A 26,123-nucleotide genomic window follows, 5' to 3' on the forward strand; every position below is an offset into this window, starting at 1 on the left:
ATAGGCAATGAAAATCTCTGCCGAGATTAAAGCCGCTGCCCGCGACTGGTGGGTCAGGCTGGATAGCGGCAAACTTAGCCCTAATGAGCACGCCGAATTTACCCGCTGGTTGGCTGCCGATCCTTTGCATCGTCAGGCTTACGAGCAATTACGCGAGATATGGGGGGCGCTGGACGCTATCGCGCCGAGAATAACGATTCCGGCCGCCAGCAAACCCAAGCAGCTTGCTTGGCGATGGCAGTGGGCGCTGCCTGCTTTAGCCGGCGGCTGCCTGGCCTTGTGGTTGTTCAATCCGCTATGGCTTATATTGCGCGCCGATTTTCATACCGGCTTTGGCGAGCGGCGCGACGTGCATCTTAGCGACGGCTCGACGGTGCATCTGAACAGCAACAGCGCATTGGAAGTACATATCGACGGCGCACAGCGGCAATTGACCCTGCTACAAGGCGAAGCCTGGTTTGAAGTCAGCCCCGACAAAGCCAGGCCTTTCCGGGTAGGTACCGCGCACGGCAGCGTGACCGCGCTGGGTACGGCCTTTAATGTGCGGCTGCATCACGATAAAACCGAAGTCAGTGTCACGGAACACAGCGTGGCGGTGGACTTGCAACAAGCCGACGGCAAAACGCTGCACACCGTGGTTGCCGAAGGTCAGCAAATAGCCTATAGCGCCGAATCGGGACTGGGCAATTTGCAACACATCGATAGCCAGGCCGTTACCGCCTGGCAACGCGGCAAACTGGTGTTCGAAAACCGGCCCTTGGGCGAGGTGCTTGCCGAGCTGAATCGCTATCATCGCGGCTTTTTGCTGATCAACGATCCTGAACTGGCCCAACGCCGCGTCAATGGTGTGTTTCGTACCGACCAAGCCCTATCGGTGCTGGCGGCCTTGGAAACCTCGCTGCAACTGCGCTCAACGCGGTTTGGTGATTATTTGATCGTGCTGCACCGCTAAACGAGTTTACGGCATCGGTGGCGTTTATTGACCGGGCAAAGGCATTCAGGCGAATGCTATTTAAGGGCCGGGTTAATAACGCTCCCGGCAAATTACCGTTTTGACCTACTCGATAGTTGTTGTCAGCGCATTGCTGAAATTATCCCTCTACCAATTATCCGAAAAATAAATTTCAAACGCATTGAACTTGGCAACTACTTAGCGGAATTAACCTCGGAATGCAGTTCGCTTTGAGCAAGTCCCCTAAGTTGCCTCAAGGCAGAGCCGCATTCACCCTCGGCAGTTGGTCAATGCCGACGCAGCATCGTTCCCATGGAACAAAAATCGCAGCCAACCTGAGGCTTGCCGCTGGTTAGCTGTACCTTAATGATCTTATCGACAGAGGATAGAAGTATGAGATTAAACATTGCTAAAACAGTAATTGCCGCCGTTTTGTTAATCGGTGCGGCGCCAGCGAATGCCAGTGCCGTGCATGATGCCGCCGGCGATTATCTGGCAACTTATTTCGGCAGTAAGACCGGCGATCTGGATGTGATCAGTGCCTCGGTTACTTACAATCCGGCCAGCGATCTTTTTCATTTCGAAAGTACCTTTGCCGGTAACCTCGGCGGCTCGCCGTCCGGTTTCTACATTTGGGGCTTCGATCGGGGCGCCGGTACCGGGCGGTTTACCGCAAACGGCTTGCCGCAAGTACTGTTCGATTCGGTCGTGCGTTTCAACATGGACGGCAGCGGCGTGGTAAGCCTGTTGACACCGACTTCTTCCACTACGGCCTTCGCCGCGGGGACCGCCAAAATTAAAGACAACCAGTTGATTGCCGACATTGCCGCGAGCTTGCTGCCCTCGAATGGTCTTGCCAAATCGAGCTACACCTGGAATCTCTGGCCGCGCGACGGAGCTCTGCCGGCGGGTTTTGGACAAATCTCCGATTTCGCTCCCGATGCCATCAACGCCACCGTGCAAGTCGTACCGCTCCCCGGGGCGTTTTGGCTGTTTGGTTCGGTGTTTGCTATGTTCAAGTTAGCCGGCAACAGCAAGCAGCGTTTTGCGGTAACAGTAAAATCCATTTGATAGCAGCACATTGAAAGCTGGCAAACCCGTTCCTGTTGTTTTATAGAGGCTTGAGCGGGTTTGCGACTTCATTCCTCGCCGGACGGCGCTGCCAGATAACTTACCTCTACCTCCGTCAAGCCGCTGATGCCGATTTGCTTGGCCGCGCCTTGCGATAAATCGATCAACCGATTCGGGCTGAACGGACCTCTATCATTAATCAGCACATCCACATAACGGCCATTGCGTAAATTGGTAACCCGCACTTTCGACGGAATCGGCAAGGTTTTATGCGCTGCCGAAAAGCCTTGCGGATCGAACCGGCTGCCGTCGGCCGTGCGATTGCCCGATTCCGCACCGTACCAGGAAGCCAGACCGGTTTCCCGGTAACCATTTCCTGATGCCAAAGGGTAATACGTGATGCCTTTGACGGTGTAAGGCTTGTTGTAAGCGGCGTTGTTTTGATACGCCGGCAACCGGGCCGGCATGGAAGGCTGCGGCGGCTCGGATGCGCAACCCGCCAGCAGGCTGAGTAAAATCAATAAAAAACCTGGATGGGCAAGTGCCTGGATTAGTTGGTTTCGCGGCATTCGATAACTCCACAGGGCGTAATTTATTTGGCGCGCATGCACTGGCAATAATCTAAGCATAATTTAAAGCACTCGTTAAACTCCGTTCGCTTGGGTCGCACCTTTCCGGTCTTCGCGCAGGCAGACCGTTGCCGCCGCGAGTTCATCCCGTCAAAATCGGTCAGCCCTGACCGGTTTGGTTATAATGCCGGCATCAGGAAATAGACAACTAGGGCCGGGATAGCGATTTCTTTGTTTGCCGACGCGGCAAACGCCACTTGAGGGGGAAAGATACATGGCGGGTGAATTACATAAAATCTTGATTGTTGGCGGCGGCGCGGCGGGATTGGAGTTGGCCAGCGAATTGGGGCAAAAACTTGGCAAAGCCGGCAAGGCGCAAATTACATTGCTGGATGCCGCGTCCACCCATATCTGGAAACCTTTGCTGCACGAAGTGGCGTCCGGCACCTTAGCAGAAGCCGAGGAAATCGAATACTTGGCCCAAGCGCACAGCAATCACTTCCGCTTCTTGTTCGGCAGAATGGAAGGTTTGGATCGGGCCAATAAAGAAATTATCGTCAGCGCGATTACCAACAAGAAAGGCGAAGAGATCATTCCGCAACGCCGCTTCAAGTACGACACGCTGGTGATGGCGGTCGGCAGTGTCAGCAACACCTTCGGCATCAAGGGCGTGGATAAATATTGCCGGTTTATCGATACCACTAAGGAAGCCTTCCGCTTTCAAAAACAACTGGTGGAAACCTATTACATTCAGTCTTACGCCAACCAGAGCCATCAACGTGACAAGCCGCTGTCGATTGTGATCATCGGCGCCGGCGCCACGGGCGTGGAATTGTCAGCCGAGTTACACGAAGTGACCAAATTGCTGGCCACCTACGGGCTGGAAGGTTCGATAGACGTCAACATTACCATCATTGAAGCCGCGACTAAATTGTTGCCAGCCCTGCCGCCACGGCTGTCGCAAGCCACCCAGGAGCAATTGATCAAGCTGGGCATCCAGTTAAAGCTGGGTCGCAAGGTCACGGAAGTGACCGAAACCGAAGTACACACTTACGATGGCGAAGTATTCGATGCGGACTTAAAAGTCTGGGCCGCCGGCATCAAAGCCCCGGATTGGATGAAAGACCTGGATGGTTTGGAGTCCAATCACATCAACCAATTAGTGGTCGATCAAACTTTGCAAACCAGCGACCCCGACATTTTTGCTATCGGCGATTGCGCCGCTTGCGAATGGGTCGGCCACGGCGGCAACGTACCACCGCGCGCTCAGTCCGCCCACCAAATGGCCTCTACCGTGGCCAAAACCATCATCAACCGCTTGAAAGGCAAACCGGCGGCGAAATTTGTTTATCGCGATTACGGCTCGCTGGTGTCGCTGGGTAAATTCAGCACGGTCGGCAGCTTGATGGGTAGCTTGATGGGCACGGTCAGCGTCGGCGGCTTGATTGCCTATGGCGTGTATTTGTCCTTGTACAAAATGCACCAAGTGGCTATCCACGGTTACTTCCGCACCGCGATGCTGACCTTATCCAATCTGTTCCGGCGCAGTACCCACGCCAAAATGAAAATGCACTAACCCACAACTCCATTGAGCGATACACATGTTAGAAATCGAATACGAATTCCGCGAAGAAGACCTGGTCCACTTTAATGAGGAAAGGCTGAAAAAAGACCCGGAAATGCAGAAAAAAATCCGCCAAAACCGCATCTTCGCGCCCGGCGTGATGATGGCCATCGGCTTGTTTTATTACGTGTACTACGTGGATATGACCACCACCGCCTACATTACCATCCTGGCGCTGGCCTGGTCGTTCGCTTCGCCGTATATCATGAAGATGGATTTACGCCGCCAGTTTTTCAACAAATACACCGAAGCGGAGAAAAAGGCTTTATTCGGTATTCATTGGCTGAGCATCGAGCCGGAATTCCTGCAAGAACGCGCTCCCGGCGGTAAGAGCAAAACTCCGTGGAAAGACATGTTGCGGGTGGAAAAACATAAAGATTACGTTTACATCTATGTGGATATTGATGCAGCGATTGTGATTCCGCGCGCTACGGTCAAGAAAGGCGATTTGAAGGCGTTTGCCAAGCAGGCTGAGGGGATGATTGAGAGGGCAGGATGAGGTTTTTGTGCCGTGGCAGTTATAGGCACTTATGTTGTATATCCTGCGAATTAAGAGTTATGTGCAGACTAGCTAATAAGTTGTTTAGTAGCATGTCAAATTTTCGGAGTATTCATGGGCACTGATAAAGATTGGGAACAATGGGGGGCGGCTGACCCATACTTTGGCGTCCTTAGCAGCGACGAATTTCGTAAGGACAGGCTCGACGCCAGAGCAAAGGACGAGTTTTTTGCTTCAGGGAGGAGGCATATTGAACGTGTCTTCCAACTAATCAGCGAAAACTTCGGTCACGCATTTTTTCCAAATACAGCACTTGATTTTGGCTGTGGAGTGGGTCGGCTCGTCTTAACATTGGCTGAGCGCACTGAACGGACTGTCGGCATTGATATTTCGCCTTCCATGATTGCCGAGGCTCTCGATAATACTAAGTATGCCGGCATCACCAATGTCAGTTTCGTATTGTCTGATGACGCGCTTACGAATGTTGTCGGTGAATTCAGTTTTGTCCATTCTTGCATAGTGTTACAACATATCCCATGGGCACGTGGTCGACTAATATTACAACAACTCGCAGATAGAGTAGAGCCAGGCGGCTATTTAGCTGTTCACTTTTTAACATCGTCTAGTGCCCCTAAGCTTATTAGAGCAGCAGTTCGTCTTCGATATGTGTTCCCCCCGCTAAATTGGTTGAGGAACTTAACAAAACGCCGTCCACTATTCGAGCCAGCCATGCAATTGCACATTTATAATACTGGCAAAATTATTCTCGATCTGAAGGAACGAAACTTTGAAACGCCGGTATGTTGTAACGAACCAGACATGGACGGATTTACGAGCATTCTATTACTTGCTCGACGCTTGCCAAAGCCTTAGTTCCGTAGACACTGTTATCCAAGTCAAGCCAAATGAATAACCGAGTCGAAGGGTTTTGCGGATTTTTCATCGTTCCCACGCGCCGCGTGGTAATGCAAACCAACCGCGCTGCGGTGAGCTAAAACCAATCCCGATTCCATCCTACCCGGCATAAATCCAGGCACTTGAATAACGCCAATGCTCCGGTAAATCAACATAACCGCATTTACCGGATTCAGGTGGATATAATCCAAGGCCAAGGCGCAATTGGTAGGGCGTCAATAGGCGTTGCCGTGTTGTGCCGTATGTTGGCCTTAAATCATTCGGCGCATTACGCTATTTATCGTTCCCACGCTCCAGCGTGGTAACGCATCCCTAGACGCTCTGCGTCGTCCTGCGAAAACAATGTCTCGCTTCCACGAAACCGGGAAGTGTTGACACGGTTTTTTACCCACGCTGTCAATAGGCCTTTGTGTTTGGTGTCGCTAACGCGACGGCTGGTTTTAATGTCGGGTCTCGGCCCGACAGCCGAGATACTTTTCTTTGCTTGTCCAAAGAAAAGTATCCAAAAGAAAAGACACCCGGATGCCGCTTATTCCCTGTGCTCCTCGCTTTTGAACGGGGTTGCCGAAAGGGGCTTCCTGCCCCTTCGTCAACGTGCGGCATCCATGCCGCACCCCTTCGGGCTATTCCGTTCAAAAGTTCCGGTGCTCGGCGCGGCATACGGGAATAAAACTATCCCGATTTCACTGTAGTCTCTTAGATACTCTGTTCAAAAGCAACAAATTTCATCATCTTTTACTCGGCGATGATGGATTCAGGGATGGCATAAAACCGCGTGTTATCGAACGGCTGATCGTGCTTCAACATGCCATGGATCGCATGCAGTAATTTACGCATCACGGAGCAGACGGCTTGTAACGGTTTCTTGCCATTGTCGATCAAATGCTGGAAATACGCTCGCACATGCGGATCGTGCTGTTTGGCACTCAAGGCCGGCATATACAACGCCGAACGAATATGCCGGTTACCGGCCTTGGATAACCGCATTTTCTTGTGTACGCTTTTGCCCGACTCAAAGGCCTTGGGATCGAGTCCGGCAAACTTGACCCATTCGCGATGCGACAGGTTGGGCGGCAATAGCAGTAGTTCGCCCATCAAGGCAATGGCGCTGGTTTGGGCAATGCCTTTGATGCCGGTCAACAGGTCGAATATTCGTTGCAGTTCCGGATGCTGGTCGATCAACGCCAGCGCCTCGCCAGCCAACGTATCGATGCGTTTTTCCAGCTGACTAATCGCCAATTTGGCATCGCGTAGTAGGGCCTTCGGCGTTTCCTCGGTCGCACTCAGCGCATGTAGATGATTTTTCGCGGCGGCCTTCTGACCGGTTAGCGCGTCGATACGGCGAGCATAGCCGCGCAAAGCCAGCGCTTGATTCGAAGGACGAGTCCAGGCGACGAAATCCATGCGCTCGACATATTCGGCCAAGGTGTTGGCATCGACGGCGTCGGTTTTACTGTTTTTCATCAAGACCTTGGCGAAGTTATGAGAGGCCTTGGGATTGACCACCATCACCGGAATGCCGGCGTCATGCACCGCAATCGCCAGATCGAAGTGGTAAATACCGGTCGCTTCCAGGCATACCTTGATGCCGGGTAATTTGATCAGTTTATTGACCAAACGCGCACGGTCAGCGCGGGTATTGGCAAATTTTTGCGGGTCGAACGGCTTGCCGTTCTTGCGGATCACTAAAACCAATTCGTCGGCGCCGACATCCACGCCGGCAAACAGGCGAGGGATAGATTCAGCGGGGGTGTTGAGCGAGCGGTTCGTCATCATCATTTTTAAATACAGTTTAAAGGGAAGTACACTATTCACCGGTTCCCGACCCTGTGCATGCACCTACCTTCCTTGCGTATGCAGGCTCTCAGCCTCGGATACTCCACGGTATGGGTGAATAGGGCGGGGGCCAATCTACGGAACAGGCTCGGGCCAACGACCCGTCCTCAGGATGCGACAGCCTCCCAATGAACAATCACAGCTTAATCGGTTTTTCTGCGCTGTCGGTTGTTAAAATTCATCATACAAGGGTGGGCACGGTTTTTGTGCCCACGCGGATTGCTCTCCGCGACGCAATGATCCCCACAAAATATTAGTGCGTGCTAATCTATACTTGCTTTGGATGTTAGACAATGGCGAATTAGGTTAGACTCTGGTTGCATGTGCTTATGCTGACGGTTAAGCCACGACAAAAGACGCATCCGCTATCTACGCCAAGGCGATGGGCCGGCCCGTCTCACCCACAGGGAGACTCAGCATCTATAAGGGCATTCGCCGTAATGTCGTTCGAAAGCAGAGGACCTGCAAATTATTGGGAAATTAACGAAGCCCACCGGTTCATCGGGTGGGAGGAGCAAGCATGGAACTGTTACTTTTTCTTATCGGTGAAAAATATTTTTGCCTACCGCTATCCAGCGTCAAACGGATTGTGCCCATTTCCCCGGTTTATCCCTACAGCGGGCAGAACTCCGACCCCTTCTACGGTATCGATGGCGAGGTTTTTCCTTATGTGTCGCTTTGGGATTTGTTGGATATCAAGTCGAAATACTTTGAATACGAGGAATTAAAGTCTTTTTTGGAAATTCGCAGAAAGGATCACCTGGAATGGATTGCCGAGCTGGAATACTCGGTCCGCAACCACGGCACCTTCAGCAAGGCCAGAAACCCCAGAGAATGCGCATTCGGTAAGTGGTATTACGCTTACACACCCCGGCACAAAAGGCTGCATTTGCTGTTGTCTTGTTTCGAAAGGCCGCACGCCGCCATACATGAACTAGCCGATAAATTGCTGAATATGGCGGAAACCGGCCGTGTCGATGAAGCCTTGTCGGCTTTGAATCAGGCTAAACACGGCACGTTAACGGAGCTTTTGAATATTTTCGACTCAACGATTGAATTGGTTGTCGACCTGCAAAGACGCCTAGTCCTGCTTGCCAAACATGATGCCAATTACCTAGCTATCGGCATTGATGAGGTGTCTGACATCGTTAAAGTGAAGGCGTCGATGCGTCGTGACAACCCTATTGCAAGGTCCGAGCATTTTTCTGAGTTCGTCTCTTTTGAGAATGGACAGGCTGTGCCGATTATTAATCTTGCATCCTTAGCCAACAATGCGCCGGGGTTGACGGGTAAATCAGATAATCCGGTAATTTAGCGCCCGCAGTGCTGGGTGGATGATGAAATCTCCTGACTTCCAAGTTGTGGTTCTATATTTCAATACCGACGGCTTGGGCTACCAGTTTTTGATTCAGGACGGCAGCGGTTCGTGATAAATTTCCATACATTCTTCTTCGTAGCCCGATGACCACCATGACCACCATTCGCCAAGCCGATTTCATCCAAAGCATCGCTGATGCCTTGCAGTTCATTTCCTATTACCACCCCAAGGATTTCATCGATGCCTTGTATGTGGCTTACCAAAAGGAGGAAAGCCCGGCGGCGAAAGATGCGATGGCGCAGATTTTGATCAATTCGCGGATGTGCGCCGAGGGCCAGCGGCCGATTTGTCAGGATACCGGCATTGTCACCGTTTTTTTAAAAATTGGTATGGACGTGCGCTGGGATGCGGCATTGAGCGTGACCGAGATGGTTAACGAAGGTGTGCGCCAGGCTTATCTGCATCCGGACAACGTGTTGCGGGCGTCCATCCTGGCCGATCCGGCCGGCAAGCGTATCAATACCAAAGATAACACACCGGCGGTGGTGCATATGGAACTGGTGCCTGGCGACAAAGTGGACGTGGAAGTCGCCGCGAAGGGCGGGGGTTCGGAAGCCAAGTCCAAATTCGTGATGTTGAACCCGGCCGACAACATCGTCGATTGGGTGATGAAAACCGTGCCGACCATGGGCGCGGGTTGGTGTCCGCCCGGCATTTTGGGCATCGGCATCGGCGGCACCGCCGAGAAAGCCATGATTTTGGCTAAGCAGGCGTGCATGGGCTCGATCGACATTCAGGAGCTGATCGCCCGCGGCCCATCGAATGCTATTGAAGAGTTGCGCCTGGAGCTATACGACAAGGTCAACGCGCTGGGCATCGGCGCGCAAGGCTTGGGCGGCCTGACCACGGTGTTGGACGTGAAAATCCTGGATTACCCGACTCACGCCGCCAACAAGCCGGTGGCGATGATTCCCAACTGCGCTGCCACCCGTCACGCCCATTTCGTGTTAGACGGTTCCGGTCCAGCGTTGCTGACGCAGCCCAAACTAAGCGACTGGCCGGCAATCACCCAATCGGCCAGTAGCGCTCGCCGGGTCAATATCGATGGTTTGACCAAGCAAGACGTTGCCGACTGGAAGCCCGGCGAAACCTTGCTGCTGAGCGGCACCTTATTGACCGGCCGCGATGCCGCCCACAAGCGTATCGTTGATCTTTTGAACAAGGGAGAACCCTTGCCGGATGGCGTGGACTTAAAAGACAAATTCATTTACTACGTCGGACCGGTCGATGCGGTGCGCGATGAAGTGGTCGGCCCGGCCGGCCCCACCACCGCCACGCGAATGGACAGTTTCACCGACACGGTACTGGAAAAAACAGGCCTGCTGGGCATGATAGGCAAATCCGAACGCGGCCCGATAGCGATAGCAGCCATCGCCAAGCATAAAGCAGTGTATTTGATCGCGGTCGGCGGCGCGGCTTACTTGGTGTCAAAAGCCATCAAACAAGCGCGGGTCGTGGCGTTTCCGGAATTGGGCATGGAAGCGATTCACGAGTTTGTGGTGGAAGATATGCCGGTAACGGTGGCGGTGGATAGTCGCGGCGAGTCGATTCATGCGACCGCGCCGAAAGAGTGGCAATCAAAAATTGGGAAGATTCCGGTGGTGCTGGCTTAGGCTTTAGTGCGAGAGGGAGTTTACGCCGGGCCTTCAAACACGATGCCTTCATAAATCTCGGCGACCGGCAGTTCCAGGCCGATGGATTGCAACAACGCCCGCTCCCCGGCTTGATATAGCCGTAAATCCCATTGCTCGGCGCGGCGGTAACACTCCACGCGCTGCGTGTCCTGAGCGATCAGCACATACTCTTCCAAACTGGGCAACTTGCGGTAGTGATGAAACTTTTCGGCTCGGTCATAGCGCTCAGTAGCGTCCGATAACACTTCAATAATCAGTTTCGGCTGGCTGTTGTAGTGCTCGGCGGTGTCGGCTGCCGAGCAGGTGACGTGTAAATCCGGGTAGAAGAAACAGTCGTCGTGGGCGGTTTGCACGCGAACTTTCATTTCTCCGGAATGAACCCGGCAAGGTGTTCCGCGCAGGTAAGTATGCAAAAAAGCGATTAAATTGGTTGTGACGGTGTCGTGTGCCCGTTTCACGCCGACCATCGCATACACCTCGCCATTAATATATTCATGCTTGATGTCGCTGACTAATTCGCCTTGCAGATAATCCGCGACGCTGATCGATAATTTTTCCGCTAAAGCCATGTGCATGTCCTCGTGTTTACCCGCCAGCGATTTTAACGGCTAGAGTCGTCAATAGATAGTGCCGGCCCAAACCTTGGCCGGCCTAAAAACACGGGCTAAACTCAAATCTCTTTTTCGCCTGGTCATCCATGTCTATCGTTGCGCTGTTATTTATCGGTTTTTCGCTCGGTGCGGCCTTGCTGTTGCTGGCCGGCAATATCTTGCAAGCCAGGGAACCCGTACGCTTTACGTCGAAATTGGCCGGTTTTCTGTTGATAGCCGGCTTGGCCGGCATCCAAAGCCTGCATTTAGGCTACTTGCTGAATCGATACGAGCTGGTACATTCCGCGCTGTACCTGTTTCTGCTGTACGGGATTGCTCCCAGCTTCTATTTTTACAGCCGGCAACTGTTGCGTAATGCAGCCGGTTATAGCCGGCACGTTGTATTGCATGTCCTGCCGTTCGCGCTGTGCCTGATTTTGCCTTATCGGTTGGCCCTGCCCGGCGCTTTTTTGGTTGGCGGCGGCTATTTGCTGTGGTTGGCGAAAACAGTCTATGCGCTACGCGGACAAAGGCAGCGCTTTCATTGGGAGTTATTGGCGCTGGGGGTTTTGTTTGCCATAGCGGTGGCGGTTTTGGTGTTGGGCTTCATCTGGCCGCTACTGGATGAAGCAGACTTTATTGCTGTTTACAGCATCTTGATCGGTTTGGCCTTTTTCGCGGTGGCGTTGACCTTATTGCGTTTTCCCGGCATCGCCGCCGACGTGTCGGAAGCGGTGCAGGCGGCTTATGCGGAATCGACTTTAAAAAATATCGATAAGCCGGCAGTGCTGGCCAAACTGGATACATTGATGACACAGGACAAGTTATATGCGCTGGAAACCCTGAATCTAGGTTTGCTGGCCGAGCAATTGGAGCTGAGTCAGCATCAGTTGTCCGAACTGATCAATACCGAGTTTCAACAAGGTTTTTCCCGCTACATTCGCGAACAACGTATCGCCGCCGCCAAAAAATTGCTATTGGCGGAACCCAATGCGTCGGTGTTGTCGATAGGCTTGACGGTGGGCTTTAGCACCCAGTCCAATTTCTACGCGGCGTTTCGCGACATCGTCGGCGTCGCGCCCGGACAGTATCGAAAAACACACGCCGGCTAAACAAAAAACTCCAGTTTTATCATTTTGTAAATCCGTAACGCTTTGAAGTTTATCGGGTTATATCCCGCGTAAATTATTTCTATTCCTGTCCTATCAATTCGGAAGTTCCGCCGTTTCGCGGTCGTTAATCTGCTCCTGCCTCTCAACATTTGGAGCAAAACCATGAACATTCTATTAACCGGCGCGACCGGTTTTATCGGCAGCGCCGTATTACACGAGTTGCTGCGACGGGGTCATCAGGTCACGGCCTGTTGCCGCCACCCCGAACGCCTACTCATCGATAATCCAAACCTGACCCGATTAAACTTGGATTTTGCCCAAGCCGGCGTAATTGACTACTGGCTACCGCACCTGCAAGCTGCCGACGCAATCGTCAATTGCGTGGGCATCATTGCCGAGAACAATAACCAAAGCTTTGCCCAGTTGCATAGTCAGGCACCGATAGCCTTGTTTCAAGCCGGTGCACGTGCTGGGGTAAAAAAGATCGTGCAAGTTTCGGCTTTGGGTGCCGACGCGGGTGCCGAATCGAATTACCATCTCAGCAAAAAAGCTGCCGACGATGCCTTGCGTGAATTGGCCCTGGACTGGTTTGTATTGCAGCCCTCGCTGGTTTATGGCCCCGGCGGGCAAAGTAGCGGCTTGTTTCATGCGTTGGCGGCATTACCCGTGCATTTGCTGCCGGATGGTGGCCGCCAGCTTTTGCAACCCATTCATATTGCCGATGTGGCCGCCATCGTCTGCCCTTGTCTTGAGCCGGCTGTCTCCGGTCGTAAAACCTTGGCTTTGGTCGGCCCCAGTCCGATAAGTTATGCGGACTGGCTTCGGGGGCTTAGGCGGCGACTGGGCAAACCAACAGCCAGAACTTGCTCTGTGCCTTACCCATTTGCGCTGAGCATGGCGGGGATGGGCAAATGGCTGGGCGAGCCGATTTTAAGCAAAGACAACGTAGCGATGCTGAATCGCGGCAATTGCGCAGATCCAGAACCCCTCACTCAGTTTTTGGGCCGAGCGCCCATCAACGTGAACGAGCAATGGTTCGAACAAGCGGCCTGCCCAGCCGAGCGTTGGCATGCGGGTTTGTATTTTCTCAAGCCTTTATTGCGATACGTGATTGCCTTCGTCTGGTTATGGAGCGGCATCACCTCGCTGTTTTTCTACCCGCATCAACTGAGTTATCAGCTATTGGCAGCGCTTGGCATCACCGGCATGGGCGCGCCAATTGCCTTATACGGCTTGGCAGCCATGGATATGGGCTTGGGATTGGCGACCTTGGCGCGGTTTAGGATCAACATGCTAATGCTTTGGCAGTTCTGGATCGTCCTCGGCTATAGCCTGACAGTGGCTGTTTGTTTACCGGAATTTGTATTCCACCCGTTCGGTCCGCTGTTGAAAAACCTGCCGTTTTTAATGTGCTTGTTGCTTGTCAGAATATTGGAAGGAGAGCCGTCATGATGTATTTATCGTTAAAATTGATCCATATCCTCAGCGCCATCGTATTGTTTGGCTTGGGTTCCGGTACGGTGTTTTACAAAGTGATGGCCGATAAAAGCGGCGATCACGCGGCAATCGCCTCGACCAGCAAACATGTAGTGCTGGCCGATTGGTGGTTCACCACGCCGACTGTGATTATCCAGCCGTTAACCGGCGTGTTATTGGCCGATCAATTGTCGGCTTCGTTCGGCGACGGCTGGCTGTGGTGGACAGTGGTGCTGTATTTAATCACCGGACTGTGCTGGTTGCCGGTGGTAATTTTGCAGATCCGCATGCGCGACATTGCCGCCGAATCACTGGCTCAAGGCCGGACTTTGCCGTACCTGTATCACTATTATTCCAAGATTTGGCTATGGTTGGGCGTGCCGGCTTTCTTCGGCATGATAGGCGTCACCACCTTGATGGTGTTTCATAATTCACTCTGGAGCTGAGCCATGTCTGTGTCATTAATGCAAAAAGTGTTGGGCGCCGATTGGCAACAATTGCCTGAGGTTATTCAAAGACATTACCGAATTAGCAATGGCCAACAAAGCCGCCTGGTCGGAACGATGGAAATTGGCTATCCAATTTACCTGTTTCCGTTGATTTGGCTGATTCATTTGTTCGGCGGCTTGTTACTGTGGCGCGGGCAGGCGGCACAAGCCGAAGTGGACAAGACCGCCGACGGCGAACTATTGCATTGGCATAGGACGATGACTTACGCCGATGGTAAAACTGATTGCTTTAGTTCCAGGATGAGTTATGCGGCTGACCACGAGTTGGTCGAACTCATAGGCTTTGGTTTTGGCTTGCGCTTGCACGTCAGCGTCGAAAACGGCGAATTGCTGTATCGCAGTAACGGCCATTTCTGGCAATGCGGGTCGCTACGCCTGAATATTCCGGATTACTTATTGCTAGGTTCGGCCAGCATCAGCGAACGTGCTGTTTCAGAAGACGAGTTCTATCTGGATTTTTGCATCCGCCATCCCTGGTGGGGTGTGAGTTATTACTACCGGGGAAACTTTCGCTATGGCTGATAGGGTTTATCAATGGGAAGGGCGGCTACAGAGCGGGATCCAAACGTGGCTCTTCCCAAGCATGCATGCCCGCTATACCGCTGTGTTCCGGTTTTCAAAACGACCCGGAATAATCGCGGATAAGTTCGAATATTGTGGGGTGAGCTCTTGCATGGCGGTGCAACCGGAGTGGGTTTGAGCCTGGTTAGTCCAGGCACCATCCGGTTGAGGGCGAACAGCTGCGACGTTTTGGCTGAAGAAACCCAGCATGGCTGGTTGGCGCGTCTTGACCAACTGTGTTTGCCAAGCTGGATGTCTAAAATATCGCCAGATTTGGCTGGAATTATTGCAGGATATGGCGTTGTCTGAAGTTCCGCGTGGCGATTAAGCTTTCTCTGTGGGCCTAGCAAAACTCTGGCGTGTAACATGTGTGGTTCCCGCTTGCGCGGGAACCACAAGATTTTTAGCCCACTTCCGCTACCAAACTCGGGTAGTCGGTATAGCCAACTCTCGGATCCTGCCCCGCGGCCCCATAAAAGGTTTCAGCATGATAGGGGTTAAGGGCCACATTTAGTTGCAGACGCCGGACTAAATCGGGATTGGCGATATAATCCTTACCAAACGAAACGGCATCCGCTTCGCCGGCTGCAATGACTTGCTGAGCGGTTTCTCGATTAAAGCCTTCGTTGGCAATCAGCACGCCGCCAAAACGCTTTTTCAACGCCGGGCTGATACGATTTTCTCCGAGCGATTCTCGGGTAAAAATGAACGCAATGCCGCGTTTGCCCAATTGCTCGGCGAGATAGCCAAAGGTATTTAAGGGATCGGAATCACCCATCGAATGCGAGTCGCCTCTGGGCGCAAGATGCACGCCCACGCGACCCGGTCCCCATACCGAAATAGCCGCATCCGTCACTTCCAGCATCAGACGGGCGCGGTTTTCCACCGAACCGCCGTAAGCATCGGTTCTTTTATTGGTGCTGTCCTGCAAAAATTGGTCTAACAGATAGCCATTGGCGCCGTGAATCTCCACGCCGTCAAAACCGGCAAGTTTGGCGTTCTCCGCGCCTTTACGGTAAGTCTCGACAATCCCGGGGATTTCGCTGATGTCCAAGGCTCTAGGAGTCACGTAATCCCGAATCGGGCGGAGCAGGCTGACATGCCCCAAGGGCGCAATCGCACTGGGCGCGACGGGCAACTCGCCGTTTAGGTAGTCCGGATGCGATACTCGGCCGACGTGCCAGAGTTGCAGGAAAATTCGTCCGCCGGCGGCATGTACTGCTTGGGTTACCTTGGTCCAGCCCGCCACTTGCTCATCCGACCAAATGCCGGGCGTGTTCGGATAGCCCACACCTTGCGCGGACACGCTGGTGGCTTCGCTTAAAATCAGCCCGGCATCCGCTCGCTGTGCGTAGTATTCGGCCATCAACTCGTTAGGCACCCGGCCGGCGCTGGCTCGGCAGCGTGTCAAAGGTGCCAGCACGATGCGGTTAGGTAAATTGATTTCCCCCACTTTGATGGGCTCAAACAGGTTGCTCATATCGTCTCCATGTTAAATGCAATTTTTAGCGGTTTTACCTGACAACATACCATCCAGCCAGGTATTTTATGGAAATATGCAATCAGGCGGCACCGTTCATGCTGTGCGCGGAAAAGTCTTATTAAGAATTGTCGTCAGTTAAGAGATGTTTAAGCCTGCGGGTGAACAATGAGCCGCAACTGAAGATCCCGGATAAGGAGGATTTATGTTCAGGCTTACCACACTATTGGCAACCATCTTGCTATTTTCGAGCGCAACATTTGCGCATGACGGCAACTGGGGCGGTAGACATCATCATAGTTACCAGCGCGAGCACTACGGGTATCACTATAACAATCCGTATCACCGCGCATACGTGCCGCCGCCCGCAGTCGGCTATTACCAGGCGCCGGCAGATTATTACGGGTTGCCGCCAGTGAGAGGGTTTGTCTATCAACAACCCATCCCCGCACCGCGGTGTGATCGGAATATACGGCAAGGTTGGTAGTCGTGAACACGCGAATACGCCTCGCCCTGATGTTTTTGAGTCTGACGACGTTGAGCGGTTGTGTGGCTTACGCACCCTATGCGGAGTCTTATCCCGCGACATATACGCCGTATGGTTACGGTAGCTATAGTTACGGCTATTCGGCGCCTGTTGTGCCGGTCCCTGTGCCAATGTTTCGCGGTGGGTGGGGATACGGAGGCCATAGGGGCTATGGCGGGCATCACGGTCACGGACATTTTGGTCACCACGGGCATCATTAAACTGCGTTTCAGCCAGGTAGCGCGTGACATTATGTCGCATTCCAGGCATTAGGAAACACTGATACTATACTCGCCATTGCAGAGATGTTCAGCGCAATAACTTCCTCCCTTAATCCGGCCTCGTGTCGGAATTTTTTTGCCTAAAATACAGCCGTCTGATACCGGGCAAATAAAGACCAGTCATATTAAGGACCAGCTTAATAGTCAGGACTTTATTTGTCTGAGCGGCTCGAGCAAAAGTTTTAGGCCGTTGTGATCCATTTCCTGCATCAATGCCAATAGTCTGCCTAATTCACCGGCAGGAAATCCCTCGCGCGCGAACCAATTGAGGTAGTGGCCGGGCAAATCGGCGATAACGCGGCCCTTGTATTTGCCGTAAGGCATAGTAACGCTGACCAGTTTTGGTAAATCTTCGGGTTTCATGGATAAGTTTCCCTGGCTATTCCCTCTGCCCTGTTAAGCTTAAATAACGTGCATCGTCCTACTTAGTTTGAAATGACAGGAAGTTGCACAAGATAGCGAAATGGTCCTCAAACAGCGCTTCTTCCAGTGCCGGCAGCTGCGTGATCGGTATCCAGGCCACGCTTTCAAGATCGTCCGCTGCTTTTATCTCCGGCCAAGGTGTTGCCAAAGCAAAGTGATGCGCATGCGTGATGACGCGGCCACGGCACGATCTTCTGGGGTGGGAAAACACTTTAACCTGTTGCAGGCAGTCTCGCAAAGCGGCATCCGGCAGGTTCAGGCTGGTTTCTTCCTTCAATTCGCGGATCGCGCCTTGCAGCAAGGATTCGCGTTTCTCCAGAAAGCCGCCCGGTATGGCCCACAGGCCTTTGCCGGGATAATGTTTGCGCTTGCCCAGCAACACATGATCGTTGACAGTGACTACCGCATCGACGGTGGTGGCAATAACATCCCAGGGAATACCAGCATAGACTTGATTCTCTGCATGGATTTTGGCGTATTCCGCTTTTAATACCGCGTACTCGGGATTCTTTGCCCAATCGTTTAAAAAATCCCGTACCGGCACAGAAATCCGGCTGGCGATATTTGCCAACGCGGTCTCCGTGTTTTCTGCTGCAAACAGCTGGTGGCGCAGTGCCGTAGCATCAATATCCAGCTCGGACTCTATCGCCTCCATCGCCCAATCGGGAAAATTATCCAGATAATACGTGGACTCGTCTTTGTTAAAACCCACCAGCGCAACCCGATCATGGTCGGAGATACATGCACCAACTTGCCGCCGGACATCGGCATTCCACAGCGTATCGTCGTAATAATCCCGCACCGGTAAAAATGTCAGGCGGGTTTGCTCGCTCTCCTGCAGCGTGGCGGCGATCATGGCCGCCCGCTCGGTCCATTTAAACGGATTGCGGATATTTCTGGACTGAAAGGACGAACCGACAATCACCAGCACCTCGTCAGCAATCTCCAAGGCTCTGCGGGTTAATTGCTCGTGTCCTTTGTGATAAATTTGGTAACGGCCAATCACAATGGCTTTTTGATATTTAGTCATCGCTCTAGCCTTAATGTTTGGCCGCTATCGGCATTTGCCGGCCGGCGCCAAACGCTCTGGGCCGCACCCGAATGATGGGCGGCGCTTGCCGGCGTTTGTATTCATTGCGCGCTATCATGCCGACGATGCGTTGGTACACCGCTTCACCGGCAGTGGTGGCTCGAAAGCCAGCCACAAACTCTTGGGCTTGTTGATATTCCCGATCAGCCAGCTGCTTGCCTTCGATCAACAGTTTCAAGATTTCATCCAACACCTCGTAAGGCGGCAAACTATCGGTATCTTTCTGATCGGGCGCCAATTCGGCGGAAGGCGGTTTTGTTAAAATCGCCGCTGGAATAATCTCACGATTGGCGCGTTGGTTAATGTAAGCGGACAGGCGATACACCTCGGTTTTGTACAAGTCACCAATTAGGCCCAGGCCGCCGTTGGTGTCGCCGTACAGCGTGCAATAACCCACCGATATTTCGCTTTTGTTACCGGTGGTAAGAACCATCGCACCGGACTGATTGGAATATGCCATCAGGATGGTGCCGCGTAGACGAGCCTGCAAATTTTCCAAGCTCAAACCGCGTAATTCCTCGGAAAAACTGCTGTGAAATTGCTCGCCAAAATCATTCACCAGCGTCTTGATCGGATAGCTGTAAAGCGGTACGCCCAAGGCATCGCAGAGCAGTTGCGAGTCGCTCACCGAACCGCTGCTGGAAAATGCCGACGGCATCGTGATGGCGATGACATTTTCCGGTCCCAAGGCCTCGGCGGCAATCGCAATCGTCAACGCCGAATCAATACCGCCCGACGAACCCACCACCACTTTTTTGAAGCCGCAGCGCCGCACATAATCGCGTAAGCCCAGCAGGATATGTTGCAGAATGAATTCCTGATCATTATCAATTTGGGGCTGGGCCGATTGCGCAATGGTTTGAAATCCGCCTTCTGCAAAACGCAGCGTATCTATCACCGTTTGGAAAGCCGGCCATTCCCGCGCAATCTCACCATCGGCATTCACGGCAAAGGAAGCCCCGTCAAACACAATGCTGTCTTGTCCGCCGACTTGATTGACATACAGTATCGGTAAGCCATGCCGGCGGGCGGCGCCGCAAATCACTTGTTGGCGTTGCGCGCGTTTGCCGATATTGGACGGGCTGGCATTGATGCTGACCACCAAGTCCGGGCGCATCCGGGCAAGTGCTTCGTAAGGATTAACCGGATAATCGTCGGCATTGTCGTTCCAACCGTCCTCGCAAATCATCAGCCCTACTTTATAACCCCCGACATCTATACTCACCGCGCCCTGTTGACCCGGCTCGAAATGACGGCGCTCATCGAAAATATTGTAGGTGGGCAACAGTTGCTTGTGATATTCCGCAATAGTCTCGCCGTTACGGATGGCGATCAGCGCGTTATACAGCGGCTTACCGGGGCCGTTTGCTTTTATCGGCGTGCCGACAATCGCAACGAGGTCCGGAAACTGCGTTGAAAAAGCAGTCAGCTCTGCCAGCGCTTCGTAGGCTTTGCGAATAAAGGTCGATTCGTTTAACAGGTCGCCAGGGTAATACCCGCACAAGGACAACTCCGGGAACACTAACAATTGCGCCTGCTGCGCGGCGGCTTGGCGATAAGCATCTTTGGCAATCGCCAAGTTGCCGGCAAAATCGCCGACCATGGGATTGATTTGGGCGATGGCGACGGTCAAGGGACGTGTAGACATAACAATTCCTATGCAGAATTTAGGCGTAGTGATTAAAAATCTGTCGCAAATAGGCAATAAAGGTTTGGTCGTTGCATAAAGTTTTGCCGGGGGCATCGGACAATTTCGCCACCGGATCGCCGTTGCAGCGCACCAGCTTCATCACAATATTCAAAGGCTTGGGGCCGCCAAGATCGTTGGTTAAATTTGTGCCTATCCCAAAGCCCAACTGAATGCGGTCAGCAAAGTGCTGATAAAGACTGATTGCCTTGGGAATATCCAGTCCATCCGAGAACACCAAGCGTTTGCCGTGCGGATTGATGCGTAGTTTTTGATAATGGCCGATGGCTTTTTCGCCCCAAACCACCGGGTCGCCGGAGTCATGGCGCAGGCCGTCAAACAATTTGGCAAAATACAAATCAAAATCGCGCAGAAAGGCATCCATGCCAATGGTGTCGGTCAACGCCACACCCAAATCGCCGCGAAACTCCTGCGCCCAATCTTCCAAAGCCATGCGTTGAAACTCGCGCAGCCTTACCACGTGCGCTTGGTAAGATTGCAGATACTCGTGCGCCATCGTGCCGATCGGCGTTAAACCGAATTTTTTGGCCAGATACACATTGGATGTGCCTTTGAACAAGCTCGGCACTTCGGCTTGAAAGGTCCGCACCACTTCTTCTTGCCAGCTACCCCAGGCGCGCCGGCGCAAACCAAAATCGAAAATTTCAAAGGCATGGGTTTTTGCGGGTTGCTCGGCAAAGGCTTTAAGAGTGGCCAATTTTGCCTGCAAGCGGCGGCGGCCTTCCGCCAATAACGCCGCCTGGTCGAAGCGGCGAAAATACAGTTCCGAGACGATGTACAAACAAAATATCTCGAAATTCATCACATGCACTTGCGGACCCTGGGCTTGAATTCTCAGGGTGTCGCCTTCGGCAAATGCCTTGATGTATTTGCTTCTAAACCGAAACAAGGACAGGAACTCGATGAAATCCGGCTTTAAGTACCGCAGCCCGGCTAAATAGGCCAGTTCGTCATCGGCAAATTGCAGGGAACACAGGTGATCCAGTTCTTGTTTGACATCATCCAGCAAGTCGGCCAGCGGATATTCCGGCGTGCTCCGGCAGATAAAATCGTATTCGGCGCTGGCTTCCGGCCGTTTATGCAGCATGGTTTGCCACATCGGAAATTTGTACAAGTCGTTTTCAAGCAGGCTTTTGACGATGGGAGTCATGTGCATTCCTTAGTATGGGTTATTTTCGGGGACCAGTTCCAAAGCCATTTCGGCGCTGGTTGCCAGACGAACGCCTTGTGCGCGCAGTTCGGTAAAAAATTGTTCGACCGCCGCTTCGAATCCACTGACAGGACTCATGCAGTCAGTCAGGATCACCAGCTTGCCTTTTAGCCCGGCGGCGCCGAACTGCAAAATGTCGTTAATCGTTTCTTTGACGCAATGGCTGCTGGCTTGGCCGGCGATTAACAAACGATCCGACTGAGCGAGCATTTCCAGTATGGCCCGATTCAACTGCGTTGCCGGATCGGCGGGATCAGGAATGACGGCTTTCAGTGCGGAAAAGCTTTCCGTCCAAATGTTTTCGCCTTTTTGCACCAGCGTAACGGGTTTGCAGGTTCGCGTTTCCCAATGGCTTAAGGCTTGCGCCAACTCGGGGTTAAGCTTGTGTCCCGGCGTCCCGATTAAACAATGCGGCGGCCAAAGGATAAAAGGCCGCTGCATCTGCTCCAGTTGTTGCAGGTAGTTTAGAACATAATCGTTTTGCGCCGGTGACACCGGTGTGACGGCCAGGCGATAACGGCCTGCTAAAAAGTCAGCGGCGGTCACCCGGGAAAATGGGGGTGGGGCTACACCCTCTTCAGTTAGCCAAGAGCTGTTGTGTGCCAGATCGATCATGTGATGGGTGTCGAGCGTGGCGATAACGTTGGCAATGGCAAGTCCGGCCTGCTCAATCAGCTGCGCCAGTCTCAGGCAATCCTGATAGGCGCCCGGCACGGGCAGGGCCGGAGCATAGCCTTCGGTCGCGTGATCGCAAAAGTCGTTTTGCGCATCAATGATCATTAATTGAATATTTGCCATGAGCTTTAACCTGCGACGATATTTGAGATGGGCTTAGCTTAACCCTGTTAGTTGCATAATGCAACTAACAGAAATTTATCGTGCGCTATTTTTATGCAGGTATAGTTATAATTATTTACTAAGTAAGTTGCCTCCCATCGCCCAACTCAATATTGCTATGCTCGAACCCATTATTTCAACTGTTGATATTGTCTTGCTGATCATCCAAGAAGATCGCTTGTGCGTCACGCTGTCCAAACGCGACAAAGAACCTTACGCAAACCAGGAAGCCTTGCCCGGCGGGTATATTCACGCGCAAGACGATAGGGATTGCCTGGACGCCGCGGTACGCATCCTGCAACAAAAAACCGGTTTGCTGCCGCCCTATTTAGAGCAACTGAAAACCTTTGCCGGCGCAGCGCGGGACCCGCGCGGCTGGTCAATCTCGGTGGCGTATTTTGCTTTGGTCGATGCCGATTTGATCCTGTCCGCAAATAATCCCGGCCTGACCGTTTGTGCAGTGGATGCCTTGCGGCGTTTACCGTTTGACCATAACGACATCATTGCCACGGCGGTGGAGCGGATTCGTAACAAGTCGCAGTATTCCTCCTTGCCTTGTTACTTGGCCGGTGAAACCTTTAGCCTGCCGAGATTGCAGAAAATTTACGAGGCTTGCTTAGGCGAAACGTTGAACAAAGTCAGTTTTCGACGAAAAATGGAGGAACTGGGAGTGCTGGAAACAGTAGAAGGGCAAACCGAAGCCGCCGGTGCACACAGACCCGCGCAGCTTTATCGGTTGAAAAGCGAATTTAAAAATCAGTTAAAACTATTGGTGCGCGGATTATAGCGCCCGATCTTGTAGCTTAGTGCCGACCTGTTTCGGCATCGCTTTTTTGCATTAAGCCATCCAGCGTCAAGCCGCAACTCGGCGCAAACGCCTGCATAAAAAACACTACTTCCGGCTGTTGCAATTCATGAATATTCTGAGCCAACTGCGCGGCGGCCATTTCAAACTCGGTGTTGCCGGCTTTGAGTTCGGCCTGGCATTTTAGATAAGCGGAAATCTTGTCGGCTGCTTTGATGATGTGCTGATGAGTCTCAGGCAGGCTTTCGTGTTGAATAAACGAGCGAAAATCCTCGCGCAATGCGTCCGGCAACAAGTTCAACAGCTCGGTTTCGGCCTGTTGTTCGATTTGCTTGTAAGCGCCGAGTATCGCCGGTGAGTGGTATTTGATCGGTGTCGGCAAATCGCCGGTAATCACTTCCGTCACATCATGATACAGCGCGGCGGTGGCAACCACATTGGCGTCGAGTTGGCCGTCAAAATAGCGATTTTTGATTAAGGCCAGCGTGTGGGCAATCACCGCCACTTCCCAGCTATGCTCCATGACATTTTCTTCATGGGCGTTGCGCTTCAAACCCCAGCGCTTGATCCAGCGCAAGCGCGATAGGTACGCATAGAAGCTGCTGCTAATGGCTGGCATTAATGATCGCTATAGGTTGTGGTGCAGACTTTGCGTTCATCGCAATGCACGGTTTTTTTGATGGTCGTGGGCTTTTTGGCAGATTGATTGGCGGCCAAGTTCTCCGGGCTGTCCACGTATTGGCTCGCCGGTCTGATGCCGGCTTGGTTATTGGCTAACAAAGTCAGCGTATTGCCGGTTTGCGTGATCTGGAAATATTTTAAAGTATTCATGCCAATCAACACTTCATCCAGGTGGTCGTTGATGTGCGCATCAAGATTTTTAATGACAGCACTACCCAGAACCAAGCTGGTGATTTGAGTCGCGCGATCCGCTACTTTGCCGCCGGCAGTATTGGATTGCACCACGCCGCCGAAGGGCAAACCGGCTTGGATTGCCATACTGCTCGGAATCACGGTTTTGGTCGCTCCGGTGTCGATTAGAAAAGGCATAGGCACATTATTGACTAACACCGTACCGCGAAAATGGCCTTGCGGGTCGGTTTTTAAAACCACGCCGCCGGCTTTGGGAGTAATCAGATTAGATTGCGGTTGGGCTTGCGGAGCCATAGCCACCGGAAGCGGTATCTCCGTCTGCCTTTTGGACTGTTGGAACCTCAAAAAGGCATCGGCGCCGTACCACAGGGCGGCAATGGTTAAGACCGGAAACAAAAGATAGCGAATGCCGCTGTGACCGGATTTTCCGCGATCCCGCTGCGTCGTCCGATGAGCGACCACATCAGGGCCGGCAATATTAGACCCTGGTTGATATTTTTCCCGGTAGTAGTCGCGATCCTGTATGCCCATGTTCCGTTCCGACAATCTGCGTTCAGCGAAAAAACTCGTAGCATTCTCAGCTAGCGCCGATTATTACCTAAAACTTAGCATACCGGTGAGCGGGAGTGAGAAAACGGGGCTCCCGCTTAAGCGGGAGCAACGATGTTTGAGGGCCGGGTTAATAAAACCGGGTTAACCGGGTCCAGTGCCGATCAATCCACCGCTTATGCGAAATACAACGCGCGCAGCTCACTTTGCGATGCAGCGCTCAACTCTTTGCCATCGCTTTTGCGGGTGACTGTGTACACGCCTTTACCGAGAACGATTTCCTCGCCATCACTGGCAAAGCCAACGACGTTATGATTGGCGTCGAAAGGAATACGATGCAAACCGCCGTTGTGGCTGTTGAAGTCGGCGATAATACCCATATGCGGCGGGTTTTTTACCGAATCCCACCAAGGCAGTTTGCCGGCATCCTGCGCCCAAGTTTCACTTAAGGCTTCCGGCGGCAGGCAACGTTCGACCAGGCGCTGGCCGATCACAGCAAATTGCATGCGCGCTATTTTCTCGGGTTCGGTGCCGACCATATCCCGCGTTTCCAGAATATCACCACTCAGATACGCATCGCTTGTTGAAACAACGCGGTTCCACGTGCCGTCAAGATTTTTGTGTTCAAACATTTTATTCCCCTTAGTCGATTTGATTTGGACAGGCATTAACCGCCAAGCAAAATCATGACCAATTTCCGCCGGCGCCAAAATTCGGCAATAACTGTTTGTTTTTAAAACTTAAGGCCGCTTCGAGTAAGTCTTCCGGCAGGCTCAAGGCGAAGCATATGTTATTGATTCCGTTCGTGGTAAATTTGTCGGGCCGCCAGTGCAATCAATGTGTTAAGAGTTTCCTTGTAAATACAAACCCAGCCCTTTCATCGCTATCTCAAAGCTCGCAAAAAGCGCTATCTTCGGAAACGCTTGCCAGCTGTCCGACAATTTATCGAATTCCCGACAAAAACGCTCAGTATCGTAAGGTCAATCTGAGTGAAGAGATGTCGAAAGCCTGATGCCCCTTTTCATGCTAAAGATCAATAATTCGTTTTGCGGCTACCAGCGTCCGCGTTGGTGATTCTCGAATCCCGGCATTTGCTGAGGTTGCGGTGGGTAGACGAAACCCCTTACTGGCGGTAACCCATAATAGTCGGCAGGAGCCTGATAGCCGGTCGGAGGCTGAGGAACGTAGCCGCGATAGCCACCTCGATAGCCCTGAAAACCTTGATTGCCTTGATTTCTTTGATAGTTTTGAAAATCACGATCCTGGTCATCATAGTCATTGCTGTAATCGTCTCGGCGATTGTATTGCCGCTGTTCTGGTTGCTGCCGGTATTGTCGTTGCTGCGGTTGCTGACGTGGCGTGTAGACCCAGTCATCTTGATCGCCGAAGGCCGTGCCTGACAAAAGCCAGCCAAATACCAAAACTATCGCCTGCCTAACCATAAATCCTCCTAAAGTTGGATTTTAGTGAATACTCGTCAGTTTACTAAAAGATGGCGTCGGACTCAGTCATTTAGGTGTTGAGCAATTGTGCGCTCAGACCGATAAATATCTAAAAATTAAATATACATATGCAATTTAATCATTAATAAGCTGAGTGATTGCGCTGGCATAAT

General features: G+C 52.4%; 26 protein-coding genes and 1 pseudogene. 14 read left to right on the forward strand and 13 right to left on the reverse strand.

Annotated elements, in window-relative coordinates; translation table 11 throughout:
• Nucleotides 1-7: 7 nt before the first annotated feature.
• Nucleotides 8-952 carry a FecR family protein gene (locus tag DDY07_RS19945; protein ID WP_171697162.1) on the forward strand — a complete coding sequence of 315 codons (945 nt, stop codon included), beginning with the start codon at nucleotides 8-10 and terminating at the stop codon, nucleotides 950-952.
• A gap of 393 nt (nucleotides 953-1,345) precedes the next feature.
• Nucleotides 1,346-2,023 carry a hypothetical protein gene (locus DDY07_RS19950; RefSeq protein WP_171697163.1) on the forward strand — a complete coding sequence of 226 codons (678 nt, stop codon included), beginning with the start codon at nucleotides 1,346-1,348 and terminating at the stop codon, nucleotides 2,021-2,023.
• A 68-nt stretch (nucleotides 2,024-2,091) separates the two neighbouring features.
• On the opposite strand, the gene DDY07_RS19955 is transcribed toward DDY07_RS19950, so the two are convergent.
• The gene (locus DDY07_RS19955; RefSeq protein ID WP_171697164.1) at nucleotides 2,092-2,592 is read right to left on the reverse strand and encodes a septal ring lytic transglycosylase RlpA family protein; all 501 of its coding nucleotides are present in this window, start codon (nucleotides 2,590-2,592) and stop codon (nucleotides 2,092-2,094) included.
• 274 nt (nucleotides 2,593-2,866) lie between these two features.
• On the opposite strand from DDY07_RS19955, the gene DDY07_RS19960 reads away from it, so the two are divergent.
• The 3 genes from DDY07_RS19960 to DDY07_RS19970 all read left to right on the forward strand — a co-directional run bounded on the left by DDY07_RS19960 (nucleotide 2,867) and on the right by DDY07_RS19970 (nucleotide 5,588).
• Nucleotides 2,867-4,168, forward strand: a complete 1,302-nt coding sequence (locus DDY07_RS19960) for an NAD(P)/FAD-dependent oxidoreductase (RefSeq protein ID WP_171697165.1) — start codon at nucleotides 2,867-2,869, stop codon at nucleotides 4,166-4,168.
• A 25-nt stretch (nucleotides 4,169-4,193) separates the two neighbouring features.
• Nucleotides 4,194-4,715 carry a YcxB family protein gene (locus tag DDY07_RS19965; RefSeq protein WP_171697166.1) on the forward strand — a complete coding sequence of 174 codons (522 nt, stop codon included), beginning with the start codon at nucleotides 4,194-4,196 and terminating at the stop codon, nucleotides 4,713-4,715.
• 114 nt (nucleotides 4,716-4,829) lie between these two features.
• Nucleotides 4,830-5,588 (forward strand): class I SAM-dependent methyltransferase, encoded by a 759-nt coding sequence (locus DDY07_RS19970; RefSeq protein ID WP_051670022.1) that lies wholly within the window; start codon nucleotides 4,830-4,832, stop codon nucleotides 5,586-5,588.
• A 141-nt stretch (nucleotides 5,589-5,729) separates the two neighbouring features.
• Here the strand turns inward: DDY07_RS19970 and DDY07_RS24200 are convergent.
• Both DDY07_RS24200 and DDY07_RS19975 read right to left on the reverse strand, forming a co-directional pair.
• Nucleotides 5,730-5,821: pseudogene (locus DDY07_RS24200) on the reverse strand (transposase); the annotation flags it as partial.
• Nucleotides 5,822-6,365: 544 nt separating this feature from the next.
• Nucleotides 6,366-7,409 carry an IS110 family transposase gene (locus DDY07_RS19975; RefSeq protein ID WP_253734555.1) on the reverse strand — a complete coding sequence of 348 codons (1,044 nt, stop codon included), beginning with the start codon at nucleotides 7,407-7,409 and terminating at the stop codon, nucleotides 6,366-6,368.
• A 577-nt stretch (nucleotides 7,410-7,986) separates the two neighbouring features.
• On the opposite strand from DDY07_RS19975, the gene DDY07_RS19980 reads away from it, so the two are divergent.
• On the forward strand, nucleotides 7,987-8,781 hold the full coding sequence (locus tag DDY07_RS19980) for a chemotaxis protein CheW (protein ID WP_171697167.1): 795 nt from the start codon (nucleotides 7,987-7,989) through the stop codon (nucleotides 8,779-8,781).
• Between the two features lie 155 nt (nucleotides 8,782-8,936).
• Nucleotides 8,937-10,457, forward strand: a complete 1,521-nt coding sequence (locus tag DDY07_RS19985) for a fumarate hydratase (protein ID WP_171697168.1) — start codon at nucleotides 8,937-8,939, stop codon at nucleotides 10,455-10,457.
• Between the two features lie 20 nt (nucleotides 10,458-10,477).
• Here the strand turns inward: DDY07_RS19985 and DDY07_RS19990 are convergent, their stop codons facing one another.
• A complete protein-coding gene (locus DDY07_RS19990) occupies nucleotides 10,478-11,047 on the reverse strand; it encodes a Uma2 family endonuclease (RefSeq protein ID WP_171697169.1) in 570 nt (189 codons plus the stop codon).
• 128 nt (nucleotides 11,048-11,175) lie between these two features.
• On the opposite strand from DDY07_RS19990, the gene DDY07_RS19995 reads away from it, so the two are divergent.
• From DDY07_RS19995 to DDY07_RS20010, 4 genes are all read left to right on the forward strand, one after another.
• Nucleotides 11,176-12,180: a helix-turn-helix domain-containing protein gene (locus tag DDY07_RS19995; RefSeq protein ID WP_171697170.1), complete on the forward strand. Its 1,005-nt coding sequence runs from the start codon at nucleotides 11,176-11,178 to the stop codon at nucleotides 12,178-12,180.
• Nucleotides 12,181-12,342: 162 nt separating this feature from the next.
• Nucleotides 12,343-13,632: an NAD(P)H-binding protein gene (locus DDY07_RS20000; RefSeq protein WP_171697171.1), complete on the forward strand. Its 1,290-nt coding sequence runs from the start codon at nucleotides 12,343-12,345 to the stop codon at nucleotides 13,630-13,632.
• Nucleotides 13,629-14,102, forward strand: a complete 474-nt coding sequence (locus DDY07_RS20005) for a DUF2269 domain-containing protein (RefSeq protein ID WP_171697172.1) — start codon at nucleotides 13,629-13,631, stop codon at nucleotides 14,100-14,102. Before DDY07_RS20000 ends, DDY07_RS20005 begins: the two co-directional genes overlap by 4 nt.
• 3 nt (nucleotides 14,103-14,105) lie before the next feature.
• A complete protein-coding gene (locus DDY07_RS20010) occupies nucleotides 14,106-14,687 on the forward strand; it encodes a DUF4166 domain-containing protein (RefSeq protein ID WP_253734558.1) in 582 nt (193 codons plus the stop codon).
• A 442-nt stretch (nucleotides 14,688-15,129) separates the two neighbouring features.
• On the opposite strand, the gene DDY07_RS20015 is transcribed toward DDY07_RS20010, so the two are convergent.
• Nucleotides 15,130-16,206 (reverse strand): alkene reductase, encoded by a 1,077-nt coding sequence (locus DDY07_RS20015; RefSeq protein ID WP_171697173.1) that lies wholly within the window; start codon nucleotides 16,204-16,206, stop codon nucleotides 15,130-15,132.
• Between the two features lie 205 nt (nucleotides 16,207-16,411).
• Between DDY07_RS20015 and DDY07_RS20020 the strand changes: the two genes are divergently transcribed.
• Nucleotides 16,412-16,693 (forward strand): hypothetical protein, encoded by a 282-nt coding sequence (locus tag DDY07_RS20020; RefSeq protein WP_171697174.1) that lies wholly within the window; start codon nucleotides 16,412-16,414, stop codon nucleotides 16,691-16,693.
• A 464-nt stretch (nucleotides 16,694-17,157) separates the two neighbouring features.
• Here DDY07_RS20020 and DDY07_RS20025 read toward each other — a convergent pair whose 3' ends face one another.
• From DDY07_RS20025 to DDY07_RS20045, 5 genes are read right to left on the reverse strand one after another with little or no spacing between them, the layout of a single operon-like run.
• Nucleotides 17,158-17,376 (reverse strand): DUF3820 family protein, encoded by a 219-nt coding sequence (locus tag DDY07_RS20025; protein WP_171697175.1) that lies wholly within the window; start codon nucleotides 17,374-17,376, stop codon nucleotides 17,158-17,160.
• A gap of 58 nt (nucleotides 17,377-17,434) precedes the next feature.
• Nucleotides 17,435-18,466: an NUDIX domain-containing protein gene (locus tag DDY07_RS20030; RefSeq protein WP_171697176.1), complete on the reverse strand. Its 1,032-nt coding sequence runs from the start codon at nucleotides 18,464-18,466 to the stop codon at nucleotides 17,435-17,437.
• 10 nt (nucleotides 18,467-18,476) lie between these two features.
• A complete protein-coding gene (locus DDY07_RS20035; RefSeq protein WP_171697177.1) occupies nucleotides 18,477-20,174 on the reverse strand; it encodes an NAD+ synthase in 1,698 nt (565 codons plus the stop codon).
• Nucleotides 20,175-20,193: 19 nt separating this feature from the next.
• Complete coding sequence (gene pncB, locus DDY07_RS20040) at nucleotides 20,194-21,384, reverse strand: nicotinate phosphoribosyltransferase (RefSeq protein ID WP_171697178.1); 1,191 nt, start codon at nucleotides 21,382-21,384, stop codon at nucleotides 20,194-20,196.
• 9 nt (nucleotides 21,385-21,393) lie between these two features.
• On the reverse strand, nucleotides 21,394-22,242 hold the full coding sequence (locus DDY07_RS20045) for an isochorismatase family protein (protein WP_171697179.1): 849 nt from the start codon (nucleotides 22,240-22,242) through the stop codon (nucleotides 21,394-21,396).
• 157 nt (nucleotides 22,243-22,399) lie between these two features.
• On the opposite strand from DDY07_RS20045, the gene DDY07_RS20050 reads away from it, so the two are divergent.
• The gene (locus DDY07_RS20050) at nucleotides 22,400-23,068 is read left to right on the forward strand and encodes an NUDIX hydrolase (protein ID WP_171697180.1); all 669 of its coding nucleotides are present in this window, start codon (nucleotides 22,400-22,402) and stop codon (nucleotides 23,066-23,068) included.
• Between the two features lie 16 nt (nucleotides 23,069-23,084).
• On the opposite strand, the gene yfbR is transcribed toward DDY07_RS20050, so the two are convergent.
• The 3 genes from yfbR to DDY07_RS20065 all read right to left on the reverse strand — a co-directional run bounded on the left by yfbR (nucleotide 23,085) and on the right by DDY07_RS20065 (nucleotide 25,140).
• Nucleotides 23,085-23,705 (reverse strand): 5'-deoxynucleotidase, encoded by a 621-nt coding sequence (gene yfbR / locus DDY07_RS20055; protein WP_171697181.1) that lies wholly within the window; start codon nucleotides 23,703-23,705, stop codon nucleotides 23,085-23,087.
• A complete protein-coding gene (locus tag DDY07_RS20060; RefSeq protein WP_171697182.1) occupies nucleotides 23,705-24,490 on the reverse strand; it encodes a TIGR02281 family clan AA aspartic protease in 786 nt (261 codons plus the stop codon). The genes yfbR and DDY07_RS20060 overlap by 1 nt, the downstream gene beginning before the upstream one ends.
• Before the next feature lie 194 nt (nucleotides 24,491-24,684).
• A complete protein-coding gene (locus DDY07_RS20065; RefSeq protein WP_101052747.1) occupies nucleotides 24,685-25,140 on the reverse strand; it encodes a hypothetical protein in 456 nt (151 codons plus the stop codon).
• Nucleotides 25,141-25,755: 615 nt separating this feature from the next.
• On the opposite strand from DDY07_RS20065, the gene DDY07_RS20070 reads away from it, so the two are divergent.
• A complete protein-coding gene (locus DDY07_RS20070; protein ID WP_171697183.1) occupies nucleotides 25,756-25,908 on the forward strand; it encodes a hypothetical protein in 153 nt (50 codons plus the stop codon).
• Nucleotides 25,909-26,123: the final 215 nt, after the last annotated feature.

The sequence above is a fragment of the Methylomonas sp. ZR1 genome (genome assembly GCF_013141865.1).
Classification (GTDB): domain Bacteria; phylum Pseudomonadota; class Gammaproteobacteria; order Methylococcales; family Methylomonadaceae; genus Methylomonas.